This is a genomic window from Nocardia pseudovaccinii NBRC 100343, assembly GCF_001613225.1.
Lineage (GTDB): Bacteria > Actinomycetota > Actinomycetes > Mycobacteriales > Mycobacteriaceae > Nocardia > Nocardia pseudovaccinii.
The window spans coordinates 15106-33466 of record NZ_BDBY01000235.1 but is presented as its reverse complement, the minus strand read 5'-3'; the positions used below and the strand labels follow the sequence as shown (position 1 = coordinate 33466).

The 18361-nt window shown below is 65.7% G+C and carries 13 protein-coding genes and 1 pseudogene; 10 read left to right on the top strand and 4 right to left on the bottom strand.

The annotated features are described in order from the left end of the window. Positions 1 to 102 precede the first annotated feature (102 nt). A complete protein-coding gene (gene dcd / locus NP3_RS29405) occupies positions 103 to 675 on the top strand; it encodes a dCTP deaminase (RefSeq protein WP_063044854.1) in 573 nt (190 codons plus the stop codon). 283 nt (positions 676 to 958) lie between these two features. Here the strand turns inward: dcd and NP3_RS29400 are convergent, their stop codons facing one another. Further along, a complete protein-coding gene (locus NP3_RS29400; RefSeq protein ID WP_063044860.1) occupies positions 959 to 1408 on the bottom strand; it encodes a hypothetical protein in 450 nt (149 codons plus the stop codon). 234 nt (positions 1409 to 1642) lie between these two features. Between NP3_RS29400 and NP3_RS29395 the strand changes: the two genes are divergently transcribed. The 3 genes and pseudogenes from NP3_RS29395 to NP3_RS29385 all read left to right on the top strand — a co-directional run. Next, positions 1643 to 2983 (top strand): NsdA family TPR-like regulatory protein, encoded by a 1341-nt coding sequence (locus NP3_RS29395; RefSeq protein WP_084509148.1) that lies wholly within the window; start codon positions 1643 to 1645, stop codon positions 2981 to 2983. 297 nt (positions 2984 to 3280) lie between these two features. Further along, positions 3281 to 4537 (top strand): pyridoxal phosphate-dependent aminotransferase, encoded by a 1257-nt coding sequence (locus NP3_RS29390; RefSeq protein WP_063044852.1) that lies wholly within the window; start codon positions 3281 to 3283, stop codon positions 4535 to 4537. A gap of 460 nt (positions 4538 to 4997) precedes the next feature. Next, positions 4998 to 6266, top strand: a pseudogene (locus NP3_RS29385) (YibE/F family protein); the annotation flags it as partial. A gap of 473 nt (positions 6267 to 6739) precedes the next feature. On the opposite strand, the gene NP3_RS29380 reads toward NP3_RS29385, so the two are convergent. Both NP3_RS29380 and NP3_RS29375 read right to left on the bottom strand, forming a co-directional pair. Then, complete coding sequence (locus NP3_RS29380) at positions 6740 to 8074, bottom strand: DUF7159 family protein (protein WP_245721164.1); 1335 nt, start codon at positions 8072 to 8074, stop codon at positions 6740 to 6742. A gap of 151 nt (positions 8075 to 8225) precedes the next feature. Beyond that, positions 8226 to 9548 (bottom strand): UDP-glucose dehydrogenase family protein, encoded by a 1323-nt coding sequence (locus NP3_RS29375; protein WP_063044859.1) that lies wholly within the window; start codon positions 9546 to 9548, stop codon positions 8226 to 8228. A gap of 149 nt (positions 9549 to 9697) precedes the next feature. Between NP3_RS29375 and NP3_RS29370 the strand changes: the two genes are divergently transcribed. The 6 genes from NP3_RS29370 (at position 9698) to NP3_RS29345 (ending at position 14891) form a co-directional block, all read left to right on the top strand. Continuing rightward, a complete protein-coding gene (locus NP3_RS29370; RefSeq protein WP_245721163.1) occupies positions 9698 to 10243 on the top strand; it encodes a YdcF family protein in 546 nt (181 codons plus the stop codon). Positions 10244 to 10428: 185 nt separating this feature from the next. Then, a complete protein-coding gene (locus NP3_RS29365; protein WP_084509145.1) occupies positions 10429 to 11268 on the top strand; it encodes a DUF3558 domain-containing protein in 840 nt (279 codons plus the stop codon). 321 nt (positions 11269 to 11589) lie between these two features. Beyond that, entirely contained in the window at positions 11590 to 12819 is a 1230-nt protein-coding gene (locus NP3_RS29360) for an acyl-CoA dehydrogenase family protein (RefSeq protein WP_063044849.1), read from the top strand. Beyond that, positions 12819 to 13967 (top strand): acyl-CoA dehydrogenase family protein, encoded by a 1149-nt coding sequence (locus NP3_RS29355; protein WP_063044848.1) that lies wholly within the window; start codon positions 12819 to 12821, stop codon positions 13965 to 13967. The genes NP3_RS29360 and NP3_RS29355 overlap by 1 nt, the downstream gene beginning before the upstream one ends. 2 nt (positions 13968 to 13969) lie before the next feature. After that, positions 13970 to 14548 (top strand): QsdR family transcriptional regulator, encoded by a 579-nt coding sequence (locus NP3_RS29350; protein ID WP_063044847.1) that lies wholly within the window; start codon positions 13970 to 13972, stop codon positions 14546 to 14548. A gap of 19 nt (positions 14549 to 14567) precedes the next feature. After that, positions 14568 to 14891 (top strand): enoyl-CoA hydratase-related protein, encoded by a 324-nt coding sequence (locus tag NP3_RS29345; protein WP_063044846.1) that lies wholly within the window; start codon positions 14568 to 14570, stop codon positions 14889 to 14891. Positions 14892 to 14993: 102 nt separating this feature from the next. Here the strand turns inward: NP3_RS29345 and NP3_RS29340 are convergent, their stop codons facing one another. Continuing rightward, a complete protein-coding gene (locus tag NP3_RS29340) occupies positions 14994 to 18086 on the bottom strand; it encodes a (Fe-S)-binding protein (RefSeq protein ID WP_063044845.1) in 3093 nt (1030 codons plus the stop codon). Between the last annotated feature and the right edge of the window lie 275 nt (positions 18087 to 18361).

Genomic DNA, 18361 nt, shown 5'->3' with positions numbered 1-18361 from the left:
TCGGGTCCCGGACAAGGCAACCGAGCCATCGGCAACACGGCGGCAGCTCGTCACCATGCGGCGGCTGAGCAGCGGTATCGAGCAGGCGCTACGCTCGTCGGCGTGCTGCTTTCCGATCGTGACATCCGTGCGGAGATCGCCGCTGGGCGTCTCGGCGTCGAGCCGCTCCTGGAAAACCTGATCCAGCCGTCGAGTATCGATGTGCGGCTGGATGGGCTGTTCCGGGTATTCGACAACACGCGGTACACCCATATCGATCCGGCGCAACGTCAGGATGAGCTGACCAGCCTTGTCGAGCCCGACGCGGGTGAGCCGTTCGTGCTGCATCCCGGCGAATTCGTGCTCGGCTCCACGCTCGAGGTGTGCACGTTGCCGGACGATCTGGCCGGTCGGCTGGAAGGCAAGTCCAGTCTCGGACGGCTCGGCCTGCTGACGCACTCGACGGCGGGCTTCATCGATCCGGGCTTCAGCGGCCACATCACACTGGAACTGTCGAATGTGGCGAATCTGCCGATCACCCTGTGGCCGGGTATGAAGATCGGTCAGCTGTGCCTGTTGCGCCTGACCAGCCCCGCCGAGAACCCCTACGGCAGCACCAGCGCGGGCTCCAAATACCAGGGCCAGCGCGGACCGACCCCCTCCCGGTCGTATCTGAACTTCCCGCTGCCCACTTAGTCTGTGGCAGTGCGGGTTTCGGCGGGCCGGAAATAATCGCGACCAGCGGCAGCGACCCGTACGCATCGGCGTCGATCCGAACGAGCTTCCTCGTCTCGCTCGAATCTTGCGGATGCGTACGGGTTTCGGCGCCAGGACGCAACCCCACTGCCCTTTCGCTGCCTCTTCGCCCACGTCGGATCGCGCGGATCCGGCCCGAAAAACACCCGACCGAGCCCGCCCCTGTCGACTGCCAGTAGAGGGGCGGACTCGGTAGGCCCGGCGGCGGGGACCGACGACGCATTCAGTCCCCGCCACCCGCCCCCACCGCGAGTGCCGTCGTGATGACGACGGATAACGGTGGGAGCGTGTCGCCGCGACTCGGTGGATTGACCCAGAAGCACCCTTCCCGGGTCCACCGACCGAGCCCGGTCGGCAACATCACGGCACTGCCGATGGCCGGTATGCCTATATCGAGACGGTTCAGCACCTCCAATACCTGCGCGCCCGGCCGACTGTCCGGCTCGGCGAGGAAGCTCCAGCGAATCTGCCTGGCCAGCATCGGGCCCCTCGTCCCGTGCTGTTCCAGTGCGGCCCTGACCTTTTCGGCCCGGATCGTCGGCAGATGGACAACGCAGACCCGGCCGGTGATGGGCAGCATCACGAACCCGCCGCGTTCGGTGACCGGTAATCCGAACTCGTGCCGGTAATAGGCCACCCAATCGTCGACTGTTCTGAGTTTCTCCACGTTCACGGCCAACTCCTTGCCTCCTCGTGTCCAAGGGTCCTGTGCCGGACGGCGATTCGGGAATTGCCCACCCGCTCGCCTTCTACTGCCATTCCGCTGCCTCTGATAGCGGACGGCTTTTGCCTGTGGCCGCACTCACAAAGCGCTCGTACCCTGGGAAGGAGTTCGTTCGGAAGGGATGACGTCGTGGTCCGGCAGTGGTCAGGTAAAGAGGCCCGTGCCCTTCGCGATGCCAGGCGGATGAGTATCCGGGAGTTCGCAGCGCATCTGGGTGTGCACGAGCGGCTCGTATCGAAGTGGGAGGCCGGCGGCGCCCGGGTCCATCCACGTCCGGTGAATCAAGCCGCCCTCGATACATCCCTGGCCAGGTCCGACGATGTTGTGCGGGCGCGGTTTGCGGCCATGATCGATCAACCTGTATTCGATCGACCGACCGCGCCCGGATTCGACAGGCGGGCCGATGCCTCGGCTCGCCCCAATTATTCGAGTGACGCGGATCTTTTGGCTCTCATAGACGCCGGTGCGATGAGAGGTGATGCGTTAGCGGCGATTTCGGAGAGGGATCTGATCATGGCGGCTGCCCATGAGGCGAGCGAGCATGCCGGCCAGGCCGAGAGCACCAATGTGGGTGCCACCACCTTGGAGCAGCTCGATGCCGATGTCACGCGCATCGCGAACGAATATGTGCACATCCCGCCGGTACCGATGATGGTGGAGATGCTGCGCGTGCGCCGCCGGGTGTACCGGCTGCTGGAGGGGCATCAGCGCCCCGCCGATACCAGCCATCTGTATCTGCTGGCAGGCACGCTGTCGGGACTGCTCGCCAATGCGAGCACCGACCTCGGCTATCTCGATGCCGCGGGCGAGCAGATCAGAGCGGCCTGGGCATATTCGGAATTGTGTGGTCACAACGGGTTGCGCGCCTGGACCCGCGGCATGCACGCGCTGATCGAATACTGGTCCGATCGACCGCGTCGGGGAGTGCTGCTGGCACAGAGCGGGCAGGACTTCGCCGAATCGGCCACGGCCAAGGTTCGACTATTGAATATCGAGGCCAGGATCTGGTCTCGATTGGGCAGTGACGCCGATGCCGATCGCTGTATCCGGGCCGCCGACGATGCCCGCGAGGTATCCGATACCGACTCGCTGCACGACGAGGTCGGCGGCGTCTTCGGCTTCAACGAGGCCAAGGCCCATTACTACGCGGGCGCGACATATATCCATCTCGGTCAGGCCGAACCCGCGCTGGCCGCGACGCAACAGGCCATCGAGTTGTATGCGAACGGTCCGTCCGAGCGGCGTTCCTACGGCACCGAGGCGATGGCCCGGGTCGACAGCGCTGCGGCGCATCTGATCAACGGCAGTCTGGACGGTGCGGCCGCCGCGCTGGTTCCGGTGCTCGGCCTGGCCGAGGACAAGCGCATCGCCCAACTGGAGGAACGGCTCGTCGGGCTGCGGCGGCGGATCGCCGGACCGGAGTTCCGCGACGCCGTCGAGGCGCGGTTCCTCGACGAGAAAATCGAAGAGTTCTGCGGAACCACTGCGGCCAAAGGCATCCCGCCGGGCAACTCGTCGGCCTGATCCCGCTGTGCGCGCACTGGACCAAGCTGCGGTTACAAGCACTGTCGACCACAACGGAGCGAGTCTTACGAGCGAGGAGTTCGCGGCCCGTCTCGCGTCCGCGCCGAAGGCGCGGCCATCGAACACAGCCGAGTCGTCGAAGCGCATACGACGCAGTCGCATGTTTCGACGGCGCCGCTGGCGACTGCTTGCAGGTCGCTCGAAAGGGCCGGACGCGAGACACCAGGGGGCCGCGAACACGCAGCGCCGAAGGTGCTGCCATCAGGCACCGATTAACGAGTTGCCGGGGATGGCACCATAGGCAGGGTGAGTCCTAGCCATCTACCGCATCACCCGCCGCGCGTGCTGGAGCAATCCACGAAGCTGCAGAACGTCCTCTACGAAATTCGTGGACCGGTGGGCGCACATGCGGCACGGCTGGAGGCGGAGGGGCATCGCATCCTCAAGCTGAATATCGGCAATCCCGCGCCGTTCGGGTTCGAGGCGCCCGATGTGATCATGCGCGACATCATCGCCGCGCTGCCGTATGCCCAGGGCTACTCGGAATCAAAGGGCATCCTGTCGGCCCGGCGCGCCATCGTGACCCGCTATGAGCTGGTCCCCGGCTTTCCCGAACTCGATGTCGACGACGTCTACCTGGGCAACGGCGTCTCCGAGCTGATCACTATCACCATGCAGGCGCTGCTCGACAACGGTGACGAAGTGCTGATCCCGGCGCCCGACTATCCGCTGTGGACCGCCATGACCAGCCTGGCCGGTGGCACTCCGGTGCACTACCTGTGTGACGAATCCAACGGCTGGCAGCCCGATATCGCCGATATCGAAGCCAAGATCACCGATAAGACCAAGGCGCTGCTGGTCATCAATCCGAACAATCCGACCGGTGCGGTGTACTCCACCGAGGTGCTGCAGCAACTGGTCGACCTCGCGCGCAAGCATCAGCTGCTGCTGCTCGCCGACGAGATCTACGACAAGATCCTCTACGACGACGCCAAGCACATTTCGCTGGCGACGCTCGCGCCCGATCTGCTCTGCCTGACCTTCAACGGACTCTCCAAGGCCTACCGGGTCGCGGGCTACCGCTCCGGCTGGTTGGCGATCACCGGCCCCAAGGAGCATGCGGCCGGCTTCCTCGAGGGTATCGATCTGCTCGCCTCGACCAGGCTTTGCCCGAATGTGCCTGCGCAGCACGCGATTCAGGTGGCACTCGGCGGACATCAGAGCATCGAGGATCTGATCCTGCCCGGCGGACGGCTACTCGAGCAGCGCGATGTCGCGTGGGAGCGGCTGAATATGATCCCGGGTGTTTCCTGTGTGAAGCCGAAGGGCGCGCTCTACGCGTTCCCGAAGTTGGATCCGAACGTCTATGAAATCCACGATGATTCGAAGCTGATCCTGGATCTGCTGCTGCAGGAGAAGATCTTGATGGTGCAGGGCACCGGGTTCAATTGGCCGAATCATGATCATCTGCGGATCGTCACGCTGCCGTGGGCGCGAGATCTCGCGGTGGCGATCGAGCGCTTCGGGAACTTCCTGTCGAGTTACCGGCAGTAGGAACTGGGCGGTCCGGAACCCTTTGTCAGCGTGCGCTGGGCTACCGGATCGCCCCGCTTCCGGGGGCAAAACATACCCGGTGTACGGATAGTTGCGAGTTTTGGTTACTAGCTAGCGCTAAACGAGACTTTTTGTGTACAGTGTCTCTTGGCACTTCGAGTGCCCGGTCAAGTTGTCTACCCCCCCTGGACAACCTGACCTCGGGTTAGGCTGCCTACCCCCCTGGGCGCCAACCTGCGGGCGGCGGAGACATCCCCCTGCTCTCCGCCGCCCCCTCCCGATCTTCCCCACCGGTTCAGCATCGCGAAGCGATTCGATGAGGGGTGGTGGTCGGGCGACGGGTGGGCACCTTTCATGACTATTCGTCGGTCGCTGCCGGTCCGTGAATCCGATCTTGAAAATGAAATCCTTTAAGCTCGCACCCTGGACTACAGACGAAAAGGTAGGAGTCCGGTGAGCCATGAGTGATCATCACCATCACCACGACCATTCCGGCCCCATCGCTATCGGCGCGACCGCGGCCCGTGTGGTCGTCGGGCTGCTCGCCGCGATCGGTGTCGTGGTCGTGATCGCCGCGATCGTGCTGTGGCCGAGCAGCCAGCACATCGACATCCCGCTGCCGATGCAGAACGCGGGCGGTGGCGCGGTGCAGACCGAAGCCGGAACCGTGATGATGCAGGACGTCGGCGCGTGCGGCAGCAGTTCGATCGGCAAGGTGTTCATCGATAAGCCCGAGCAGCCGCGCGCCGCGGGCTACACCTGTCAGCGCAGCCTGATCAGCATCGATTCCGGTCCGCACAAGGGCAATCGCACCCTGTTCGAAATCGCGCCCGGCCCAGGACAACCCGACCTGCATGCCGGTGACCACATCCGGATCGTGCGACAGACCGATCCGAGCGGAATGCCGCTGTACTCGTTCGAGGACTACTCGCGCGGGCTGCCGCTGACCCTGATCGTGCTGGCCTTCGTGGTCGTGGTCATCGTGGTGGCGCGCTGGCGCGGGTTGCGGGCGTTGCTCGGGCTGGTCTTCGCCTTCGCGGTGCTCGTGCTGTTCATGCTGCCCGCCCTGTTGGACGGTAAGCCCGCTATTCCGGTCGCGCTGGTCGCGGGTGCGATGATTCTGTATGCCGTGCTGTATCTGGCGCACGGTGTGAATCTGCGCACCAGTTCGGCGCTGCTCGGCACGCTGACATCGATGATCGTCGCGGCGGTGCTGTCCTGGATCGCCATCGAGGTCACCCATCTGACCGGCCTATCCGAGGAACAGAACACCAACGTCGCCACCTACATCGAGCACGTCAGCATTACCGGTCTGCTGCTGGCTGGCTTCATCATCGGTTCGCTCGGTGTGCTCAACGATGTGACCATCACCCAGGCCTCGGCCGCCTTCGAACTCGCCTCCATCGATGAATCCGCTTCGCGCCGCGAGGTTTTCGCCGCCGCCATGCGCGTCGGCCGGGACCATATCGCGAGCACGGTCTACACCCTGGTGCTGGCCTATGCCGGTGGTGCGCTTCCGTTGCTGCTGCTGTTCAGTGTCGCGGGCCGCTCCATCCGCGACGTCCTGACCGGCGATGCGGTCGCCATCGAAATCGCCCGCTCCTCCGTCGGCGGTATCGCGCTGGCCCTTTCGGTCCCGTTGACCACCGCGATCGCCGTCATGCTCGCCCGGCCCTTCGGTCACAAGCCCGAACCCGCTGTTCCCGCGCGGCACTCGCGGCATGCGAAGTCCGAGGCGTCCGCACCTTCCCGTCGCTCGCCGTCCCGCTCCGCTGCCGCTCCCAGCCGCCAACGGACCTCGACCCCGACCCGGGACGACGAGCCGGGCTCGGCGGCCTGGAACGACCAACCCTCGAATCCCCGGGCATACGAACGCAGTCGGGGCTACCGCAGCGCCGACCCGCGGGACTATGAACCCGACTACGACACCGACCCGCGCGGCTACCGCCGCCCGGATCCGCGCGGATCCTGGGACGACGACGGTCCGGCCGCTCGGTAACCGCCGCCCGGATCCGAGACTGCGTGGGGCGACGAGGGGCCCGCCCTTCGGTAACTGCCGCAGGGTGCAGCCCAACTACCCACCGCCCTACACCCTCGCAAGGCAGCGCACCCCTCTACCGGGTGTGCACTCGCCACAAAGGGCGTGCAATACAAGATCTACTGCCGCATAGCCTGCTTCGCTGGGGAGTGCAGGTCACCAGTTCAGCGCTGCACGGGTGGCGGGAAGGGGAGGATCACGGGCGGAATCGTCGGCACCACGATCGGCGGAAGTCCTGGCACGACAATGGTGTTCGGGCCGGGCGTGGGCGTGGGCGGCTCCGTGGTCGTCGCACGGTACGGGGGCGGTGCGGCCACCGACTCGGCGGACTCGGTGGTGCTGGCCGGTGCGACCGCGATCTGCGGGTCCAGGGTGGTGGTGCGCGGCGGGTTGGTCGGCGAGACCGAGGTCGGGTGGTCACTGCTCTGCGAATCGCGTGTGAGAACCTGTGGGCCGTAACCGAGTCCGAGTCCGATCGCCGCGACGACAGCCAGTGCGCTGACGGTAAGCACCGCACCATTGATTTCCCGTTTGCCGCGGCGCCGCTTGGGCGGTGCGGATAGCCAGGCGGGTGAGAGCTCATCGTCATCGAGCAGCGAATCCGCGGCGGGCGCGTGCTGCTGCGGGGTCTGGACGACCGTGCGCACCGGACGCGTCATCAGGGCGGCACCGCGGGTGACCACCGTCTCCGGGCTGTCGGGCACGATGACCGGCACACCCATCCAGCGTTCGAGGACCTTGGCGATCAGCGGAATTCGCGCGCAACCGCCGATCGCGAGCACGCCGTGCACCGGGCGATCCGAGCGCACGATGACATCGCGCGCCATCCGCGCCGACGATTCGATCGCCAGCATGATCAGAGCTTCGAAATTCTCCTGGGCCAGCAGCACCAGCCCTTGTTCGCTGGGCAGCGCCACGGCGGTATTCGAGGACAGTTGCTCTTTGGCCTCGCGGCACAGTGCGTCCAGGGCGGCCAGCCCCGCCGAATCCGGCGGATGCGCGATCCGGCCCGAGGCGATCTGCTGTTCGCGGATCAGCGAATCCAGGTAGTCGCCGCTGATATCGCTGGTGCGTTCGCTGTGGCGGATCTCACGGGTCTGGGTGTCGACGACGCTGACCGTCAGTCCGGAGCTGCCGAGGTCGTAGACGACGAGCGAGGAGATGCCGCGGATATCCCCGGTGGCCTGCGCGAATTCGACCGCCGCGACAATTTCGGGGACCAGTTCGTAATTGGTGAGCTGCTGCCGCGCCATGGCCGCGCGCAGCGCCTTGGCATGCTGCTCACTGCGGTAGGCGATCGCGGTGGCCGCGATACCTGGCATGGATTCCAGCGTCACGCCGATCGCCTCGGCGGCCAGCTCCTCCACCTGGTGCTCGACGACCGGAATGGTCTGCAGATCGAAGGAATGCGGGGCGATGGGGCCGTGGGGGCTCGCGGTGTGTGGTCGCGCCATACGGACGGCGCCGGCCCCCACCGAAACTCCCAGAACCGAACTCATCAGCTGCCCATCCCGTTTCACACATCACGACATGCGAGCCTGCGCCGCCCGCCGGGGGATCGGCCCGCTCTCGGGACCCTACCGCCGACGTCCGACAGACCCGAAGGCAGGATCTGATCGTCCCGGCGTCGCCCCCGCGTCGCAGGCAACTCTACGGTGTGCCGAGTCCGGCGTACACCCATCCGGCGTCTCTCCAGGTGGCTCGATTGAGACAGTTCCGACCGTCGATGATCGACCGTTTGCGAACCACCGGATCGAGGTCTTGCGGACGCAATGCGACGAATTCGTCCCACTCGGTCAGCACCAGTACCACATCGGCGCGATCGCAGGCCTCGGTGACCGAGGTCGCGTAGTTCAATGTGGGGAAGACCCGTCGCGAATTCTCCGCCGCCTTCGGGTCGTACACCGTCACCACCGCGCCGTGCAGCTGGATCATCCCCGCGACATTCAGCGCGGGTGAGTCACGCACATCGTCGGATTCGGGTTTGAAGGCCGCACCCAGCACCGCCACATTGGCGCCGAGCAGCGATCCGCCGCAGGCCCGCGCGGCCATATCGACCATCTTGGTGCGGCGGCGCATATTGATGTTGTCGACCTCGCGCAGGAAGGCCACCGCGTGATCGGCGCCGAGTTCGCCGGAGCGCGCCATGAACGCGCGAATGTCCTTGGGTAGGCAGCCGCCGCCGAAACCCAGTCCGGCATTGAGGAATCGGCGGCCGATGCGCGCGTCGTAGCCGAGTGCGTCGGCCAGCATGGTCACATCGGCGCCGGTCGCCTCGCAGACCTCGGAGACGGCGTTGATGAAGGAAATCTTGGTCGCGAGAAAAGCATTCGCGGAGACCTTGACCAATTCGGCGGTGGCCAGGTCGGTCAGCAGGAACGGCACCTCGGCCGCGATCAGGTCCGCGTAGATCTCGCGCACCAATTCCTCGACCCAGGCGGCGCTTTCGCGTTCGCGATCCACGCCGAGCACCAGTCGATCAGGACGCAGTGTGTCCTTCACCGCGAAACCCTCACGCAGGAACTCCGGATTCCACGCCACCTCGACCGCGGCGTCGGTCAGCGCGCGGGCCCGCGTACCCAATGCGGCGGCGGTTCCCACGGGCACCGTCGACTTCCCGACGATCACCGACGGCCGCTCCAGCAGCGGTGCGAGCGTATCGACCACGGCGTGCACATATTTCAGGTCCGCGGCGTACTCGCCCTTCTTCTGCGGTGTCCCGACCCCGAGGAAATGCACCTGGGCGTGGTCGGCGGCCTCCGCGTACGAGGTGGTGAAGCGCAGCCGACCGGCGTCCAGGTTCCGGCGCAGCACCTCCTCCAGCCCGGGTTCGTAGAACGGCACCACACCATCGGACAGCTTCGCGACCTTGCCCGGATCGATATCCACGCCGATCACATCGTGTCCGAGCTCGGCCATGCACGCCGCGTGCGTGGCCCCGAGGTACCCGGTTCCGAAGACTGTGCATCGCATGATCGATTGATAGGTCCCGCCGATGGCCACCCCACGTCAGCGAGGCAAGGGCCTCGGCAACAGCAGATGTACATGTGGCGACATGAATGACGGATAGCCTTCTGGCCTGCGTAAACTCATTCGATGACGGCCCGGTTACGATCGATCTCGTGCGACGCCAGCGCAGCATCCGGGCCCGCAGCGCCTGGGTGGTGCCGGGCGTTGCGGTGGTGCTGCTGATCGCAGGTCTGTGGCCGGTTTATGTCCGGCCCCAGGTGGATGTGCCCGCGAAGGCCGATGCGATCCTGGTGCTCGGCGGCGCGCACGATGGACGCGAGAAGCTGGGGCTGCGGTTGGCCAGTGCGGGGTACGCGCCCCGGGTGCTGTTCTCGGACCCGTATGAGAACAGTGCGCTGATGAACCGAATCTGCCACAGCCGCTACAGCTTTCAGGTCACCTGCTTCGATCCGTCGCCGCGCACCACGCGTGGTGAAGGTCGTGAACTCGCCGGATTCGCCGCGGCGCAGGGTTGGCGTCGAGTCATCGTCATCACCTTCACGCCGCATATCTCGCGGGCCCGCTACATCCTCGGGAAATGCTGGGATGGTGAGGTGCTGATGGTGGATCCGCAGCCGCGCCTTTCGGTCCCCAGGTGGGCCTACGACTACGTCTACCAGTCCACCGGATACGTCAAGGCATTCTTCGAAGACTGCTAGCTGCTGGCCACCGGTACGCCAACCTCCTCTCCCGCAGCGGAACCCATCGAATCAGCCCGCGCCGGTCCCGGTAACGACCCGGGGGTACTTCGCGACTGTGAACATGGGTGTTCGTAATCCCGTCCACGGGAACCGGCAACCGTCCGAAAGTGACCAGGCCCATTGCGCGTCTGTCTATTTCAGGCATGGCGGCAGGAGCAACAGGGGAGACCGTGCGGATTATGCAGATGCTGGGCAAGGGGCGCCGATGGCGCGCCGGTACAGGACTGGTGCTGAGCATGGTGGCACCGGCACTGATTGTGACCGCGTGCACGGCTGACGACCAGAATTCCGACACGACACGCTCCGGCGCCGCGACGGCCACCTCGAGCAGTGCCTCGAAGACGCCGCCCCCGACCGCCACTGCGGCTCCAGGTAATCGCGGCGAGACTCCGGGCAGTGGGGGTGGAGCAGGCACCGGGCAGACGGTCGGTGAGCAGCCCGATGCCCCGGGCGGCACCGATACCTGCGGTGCAACTTTGTGCGGTACCGCGGGCAATCCGGCTCCGGCACCCGGCGGCACCGATACCTGCGGTGCGACTCTGTGCGGCACCACCGATCCGCAGCCCGCGCCCGGCGCGCTCTGGGACCCCTGCGATATATCCGCCGCAGATGTCACCGACCAGGGATTGCGCTCCGACCGCAAATCGGCGCTCAGCGGATCCGGGGGCGCGAGCGACAAGAGCTGCCGTTGGCAGTCCCTCACGGGCAAATCCGAATTGACGGTCACGTCGACCCGGCAGACGGTGGAGGAATTCAAGCAGAGCGGGGGCTACGTGGACTTCAGTCCGATCTCGGTCGGCGGTCGAGCGGCCTACCAATATCGTGCGGCTCAGGACACGAACAAAATCGGGTGCTACGTCGGCATTCCGGTGCCGTGGGGCCAAGTCGCGTTCGTCACGCGAAATATGCAGCCCGACGCACCCGAAGAACCGTGTGCTGCGGCGCGGCGTCTCAGCGGTGCTCTGATCGGGTATCTGCGCTGAGCGACTCCCGGTGAAGGAGGGTGCGGCAGCCGAATTCGATGACGCGCCCGCATCATCGGGTGGACACTGAAATGTTGGGACCGGGATGGTGAGAGCTTCCCGGTCCCAACGCTGTTCCGGCTACATGCTGGGCCGTGTCGACCCCGGCCTCGGTCGGCGCGCGGGCTCGCGTGCCCAATGCGGCCCTCGAAGCCTGCTAGTCGCCCGCAAGTGCAGGCGGGTGGCATCAGTTTGATTTCCGGCATGAGACAGTCGTACATTGTGTCTCGTGGGGCCGTAGAGCGACCCGATGCAATGACGCAGATCCCTCCGGGAGGGCAGATGGATTACGACTGGTCAGCGGCCGATCTGGACTTTCGCGACGAGGTTCGCGCATTTCTCGGCGAGAAGCTGACGCCGGAGCTGCGGCGGGCCGGGCGCTTGGCGACGAGCGTGTACCCGGACCATGAGGCGAGCATGCAGTGGCAGCACATCCTGCACGAGCGTGGCTGGGCCGCACCCGCCTGGCCGGTGGAGCACGGTGGCTGCGATTGGAGCCTCACCCAGCACTACATTTTCAATCGCGAGTCGATGCTGGCCGGTGCGCCGTCGCTCTCGCCGATGGGCATCCGGATGGTCGCGCCCGCGATCGTCGCGTTCGGTACGCCGGAGCAGAAGGCCTTCTTTCTACCGCGCATCCTGACCGGGGAAGTCTTCTTCTGCCAGGGCTATTCGGAACCGGAAGCCGGTTCGGACCTGGCCTCGCTGACCATGGCAGCCGTCGACGACGGCGCCGATTTCGTCTGCACCGGCAGCAAGATCTGGACCACCCATGCAACCGCGGCGAATTGGATCTTCTGCCTGGTCCGGACCTCGCGCGAGGGGAAGAAGCAGCAGGGCATCACCTTCCTGCTGATCGATATGACCACGCCGGGCATCGAGATTCGCCCGCTGGTGATGACCTCCGGCGAACAGGTGCAGAACCAGGTCTTCTTCGATAACGTCCGGGTGCCGAAGGCTAATGTGCTGGGCCGGATCGATGACGGCTGGACCGTCGCGAAATATCTGCTCGTGCACGAGCGCGGCGGTGCGGCAGCGCCGATGCTGCAGGTCATGGCCCAAGATGTGGCCACCGCGGCGGCCGAGCAGACCGGACCCGACGGCAATCCGCTGATCGATGACGCGGCATTCGCGGCGAAATTGGCGGAGGCTCGAATTCGCACCGAGGTGCTCGAAATCCTGGAATACCGCACGCTTTCGGCGATGGCCCAGGGCAAGAATCCGGGTCCGGCTTCCTCGATGCTCAAGATCCTGGCCACCGAATTGAGTCAGCGGCTCACCGAATTGGCGCTGCAGGCGGCCGGTCCGCGCGGCCGGGTTTATCAGCCGCATGCCACCGCGCCGGGCGGGCCGATCGCCGAATTCACCCCGCCCGCCGACGAATATCGCAGCGGCGCGGACTGGCAGGCGGTCGCGCCGCTGCGCTACTTCAATGACCGAGCGGGCTCGATCTACGCGGGCAGCAACGAAATTCAGCGAAATATTCTCGCCAAGGCAGCATTGGGGCTCTGATGGACTTCACCTTCACCGATGAGCAGGAACTGCTTCGCGACGCGGTGGCCGGATTCCTCGGCGCCCGTTACGAACTGGACAAAAGCCGGGGCGCGGCGAAATCCGACGCCGGTTGGCAGCCGGGCGTGTGGCGCGGATTCGCCGAGGAGCTGGGCATTCTCGGGGCCACCCTGCCCGAGCGGGTTGATGGCATGGGCGGAGGTCCGGTCGAGTTGATGATCATCACCGAGGAACTCGGCCGTGCGCTGGTCGTCGAGCCGTATGTCGACACCGTGGTGGTCGGCGCCGGTCTGCTGAATCGCGCCGGTGGCGAGCGTGCGGATTCGGTACTGCGCCAGATCGTTTCCGGCGCGGCGCGGACGGCGTTCGCGGCGCTGGAGCCGAGCTCGGGGCAGACGCTGCACGACGTATCGACCGCCGCGCGTCGCGATGGTGACGCGTGGGTGCTCGATGGCGTCAAGACGGTCGTGACCAGTGCGCCGCTGGCGACGCATCTGCTCATTACCGCGCGCACCGCCGGTGATCGGCGCGATAAGGACGGAATCTCGCTATTCCTCACCGAATTCGATACCGCTGATCTGCCCGCCGGTGTCGAGGTGCATTCGTATCGGACGATCGACGATCGGGTCGGCTCCGATATCACCTTCACCGGCTTCCGACTGCCCGCTGATGCCTTGCTCGGTGCCGAGGGTTCGGCATGGGACGCGATCGATGCGACGGTGGACGAGGCGATCGCCGCGATCGCGTCCGAGGCCGTCGGCTGCATGCGAAAGGTATTGGCGGACACCGTCGAATACGCCAAACAGCGGCAGCAGTTCGGTCAGCCGATCGGCAGTTTTCAGGTGCTCCAGCATCGCATGGTCGATATGTTCATCGAGCTCGAGCAGGCCATTGCCGCGGTGTATCTGGCCGTCTACTCGTTGGGTGCGGCGGCGGCGGACCGGGCGCGGGCGGTCTCGGCCGCGAAGGTCACCATCGGTCGGGCCGCGCGCTTCATCGGCCAGAACGCCGTGCAGCTGCACGGTGCCATGGGCATGACCGAGGAACTCGCGATCGGCCACTACTTCAAGCGCCTGACCGCGATCGAATACGAATTCGGTTCCAGCGACCAGCATCTCGCTCGATATGCGGCGCTGACGAGGCCCTAGCCGTGTCCGACGAGGCGGCGGTCGGACCGAAGCCGGTGCGTGCGGATGTGATCGACCTCGCGCACCGCTGGTTCCTCGACGGCCGCCGCATCGATATGCAGCAGCTCGCGCGCGAACTCGGCATCGGCCGCGCCACGCTCTATCGCTGGTGGGGCAGTAGGGAAGTGGTGATCGGGGAGGTGGTGTGGCGGGTGATCGCGGAGGCGATCACCCGGGTCGAGGCGCGCGGTTACGGTGCGCCGTCCGCACGTTTCGTCCGCAATTTCGGCAAGCTCGCCGATACTGTGCGCACCTTCGAACCGCTGTCACGCTTCGTCGCCGAGGATCCTGAGTACGGACTGCGCGTCCTGACCTCGCGTTACACCGTTGTGCAGGCCCGCATGATCGATTGGGCCGCAGAGCGTTTGGCCGGGCTGCCCGATCTGGATCCGCGTATCGAGATCCGCGATCTCGCCTACGCGATCGTGCGCATCGGCGAAGCTTTCGTCTGGAGCGATGTCATCACCGGTGACCCGCCGCAGTCCGAAAAAGCGACCGCCATGGTCGAGCTGCTCGTCTCCGCCGCATCCGGGAAGCGCTGAACCGTAGTCAGGAGCCGAATTGTCCTATAACACTATTACTTACCGCGTCGCGGATGCGATCGCCACCATCACGCTGAATCGACCCGACGCGCGCAACGGTTTCACCGCCGAAATGGCCGATGAACTCGGGGCCGCCTTCACCGCCGCCGATAGCGACGATGCGGTCCGTGCTGTCGTATTCGCAGCGGCTGGAACGGATTTCTGCGTCGGGACGGACCTCACGGCGGGCGGCTCCGACGAGGATGTCACCGCGCCCGACTGGGTCGAATGGTCCACGCGTGTGGTTCGGCCGATGACAAATCTCACAAACCCGTCATCGCCGCCATCCGCCGCGGCCTGGTAGCCATGTCCGGCGACAAAACCCCCGAAGACGTCTTCACCCTCGACGCCCGCGGCCCGGGTGCGCAATGCGCACCCGGGCCGCTCGCTTGTTTCCGCTTACCCGTCAGTTCTTGCGGCCGGGGGCCTTGGCGCCGGATTTGAAGCCGAGGCCACCGGGCTTGGCGGGCGGGGGTGCCACGGCGGGGGTGCCGTTGCCGTTGGTGGGCTTGGCCGGTTCGTCGGCGGGTTCCGTTCCGGTTTCCGGGGTGGCGGAGGCCGGTTCGGCGGGAGCCGGGGTGGCCGTGCCGGGGGCCTTGGGGCCGGGCCGTTTGAAGCCGGACTTCATGGCCAGGCCCTTGGCGGGAATGGACGGCTTGGTTTCGGTCGGGGCCGAAACCGGTTCGGTCGCGGGGGTTTCCGCTACCGCGGCCGCTTCGGCGGGGGCCGAGGCTTCCGGTGCCTTGGCTCCGGGCGCCTTTGCCGCGCCCTTCATGGCCAGCCCCTTGCCCGGTGCCTTCGCCGGACCCTTCATTGCCAGACCCTTGACCGGCGGTGCTGCCGGTGCCTCGGCGGCGGGTGCTGCTTCGGTGACGGCGTCGGGAGTTGCCTTGGCGCCGGGCGCTTTTGCACCGCCCTTCATGCCGAGGCCCTTGCCCGGTGCCTTGGCGGGGCCCTTCATCGCGAGGCCCTTGACGGGTGCGGCCGGAGCCGACGCCTCTGTCGCGGTGTCCTCGGCCGGAGCGGGGGTCGCCTTGGCTCCGGGTGCCTTCGCGGCGCCCTTCATACCGAGACCACCCGGTGCCTTGGCCGCACCCTTCATACCCAGACCGCCGGGTGCCTTGCCGCCGCCCTTCATCGCCAGACCGCCACCGGCCGGAGCCGCCTTCGGTTCGGCGGACGCTACATCATCGGGAAATGCCGGTTCGGGTTCGGCGGCAACCGGTTCCGGCTCGGGTGCCTGCTTCGGTTCCTGCACCACGGTCAGGTTCTCGGTGAGCTTCGACGGGTCGACCCGGTCGATGGCGTCGAGCATCAACTGCGCGACATCGACGACCTCGACGCCTTGGCCGACCTCGCCGCTGTCCTTGCGTGCGGTGACACCGTCGGTGAGCATGACGCGGCAGAACGGGCAGCCGGTCGCGATCTTGGACGGTTCGTTGCCACCGTTCAAGGTGGACAGCGCCTCGTCGACGCGATCGATATTGATCCGCTTACCGAGCTGCTCTTCCATCCACATCCGCGCGCCACCGGCGCCACAGCACATGGAACGTTCGCCGTGCCGCGGCATTTCGACGAGGGTGGAGCCGGAGGCCTCCATCAACTCGCGCGGTGCGTTGTAGACCTTGTTGTGGCGGCCCAGGTAGCACGGGTCGTGGTAGGTGACATTCTGCGATACCGAGGCGACCGGGATCAGCTGCTTGGTGCGCACCAGCCGGTTCAGCAGCTGGGTGTGGTGCACCACCTCGTAGGTGCCGCCGACCTGTGGGTACTCGTTGTTCAGCGCGTTGAAGCAATGCGCACAGGTGACGACGATCTTCTTGCGTGACTGCTCGACACCCTCGAATACCGAGTTCAACAGTTCGATGTTCTGCTGCGTGAGCTGCTGGAACAGGAATTCGTTGCCCGCCCGGCGCGCGGAGTCACCGGTGCAGGTCTCGTCGGCGCCGAGCACCATGAATTTCACGCCCGCGGTGGCCAGCAGCTCCGCGACGGCCTTGGTGGTGCGCTTGGCGCGATCCTCGTACGCACCCGCACAGCCGACCCAGAACAGGTACTCGTACCCGTCGAAGGAGTCCGCATCCTGACCGAAGACCGGGATCTGGAAGTCGAGTTCATTGATCCAGTTCAACCGGTCCTTGGCGTTCTGGCCCCAGGGGTTGCCCTTGTTCTCCAGGTTCTTGAACAAACCGGCCAGCTCGGAGGGGAATTCCGACTCGATCAACACCTGGTAGCGGCGCATATCGATGATGTGATCGACATGCTCGATATCGACCGGGCACTGCTCGACGCACGCACCGCAGGTGGTGCAGCTCCACAGCACCTCGGGGTCGATGATGCCGTTGACGTCCTCGCCGCCGACCAGCGGACGCTCCGCCTCGGCCCTGGCCAGTTCGGAGATCTTGGCCAGCTTCGCCTCGTTGGGCTTGCCGTCGTCGTCGACCAGGCCGATCTCGTCGCCGCCCATATCCTTGCGGCCACCGGCCAGCAGGTACGGCGCCTTGGCGACACCGTGGTCGCGCAGCGACATGATCAGCAGCTTGGGCGACAACGGCTTACCGGTATTCCAGGCCGGGCACTGCGACTGGCAGCGACCGCATTCGGTGCAGGTGGTGAAATCCAGCCAGCCCTTCCAGGAGAAGTCCTCGACCCGGCCCGCGCCGAAGGTGTCGACGTCCGGGTCGGCGGTCTCCATATCGACCGGCTTGCCCTTGGACATCATCGGCTTCGCGGCGCCCAGTGCGACGCCGCCGTCGTCCTCGCGCTTGAAGTAGATGTTGAAGAAGGCCGCGAACCGGTGCCAGGCCACACCCCAGTTGATATTGCGACCGACCAGCAGTAGGAAGGTGCTGCCCGAAACCATCTTGATGAACGCGAAGATGGCCACCATCGCCACGCTGGACGGCAGCAGCTTGGCCACCTGCATGGTGAAGAAGTCGGTCCAGGCCTCGGAGTGGCCGTAGGTGGCGATCTTGCCCGCCTTCACCATGACCATGCCGATGCCCTCGAGGAACACGATCGCCTCGATGACATACGCCGGGGCGAACCGGGAACCACTGAATCGCGACAGTCGCGCGGGCACCCGTGGGTGGTTGAGCTGGCGAATGGCGATCAGCACCAGGATGCCGATCACGGTCCCGATGCCGAGCAGTTCGTCCCACAGGTGGTAGATGCCCCAGCCGCCGATGATCGGCCAGTGGAATTCGGGATCGAAGGTCTGCCCGTACGCCTCGAAGTACAGGATGAAACCGCCGAGGAAGCCGATCATCACCAGCCAGTGCGCCCAGCCGACCGTGCGGAATTTGTTCATCCGGGTGTGGGCGAGGAATTCGACGATCATCGTCTTCAAGCGCGGGAAGAAGGGTCGCCAACGATCCGGCGCGGGCTGGCCGATCATGATCGCGCGGGTCATTTTGCCGACGCCACCGACGAATGATGCCCAACCCAACAGGCTGAACGCCACACCAATCGTGCCCAGCGTCAATGTCAGGGCATTCATGTCGCGACCTTTCTTTAGAGGCAACACGAGCGTGGGCGGCGATCTCGCCACCCGGTTGGCTCGTATCCTAACTGCAGGTAAGTTACCCACCGGTAACTTACCTGTCTATCGTACGATCGGCGGTTGGTTCCTGCCCCCTCTTCCTGGGGCTTGACCTGATTTTCGCCTGTGATGGATTTCACGAAGATCGCGCGATCCGGGTGTGGTTCGGGGCGACAACCACCGTAAACAATGCTCGGTGCCCGATCGGCGGTAAGGACAGGCTTATGTCACGC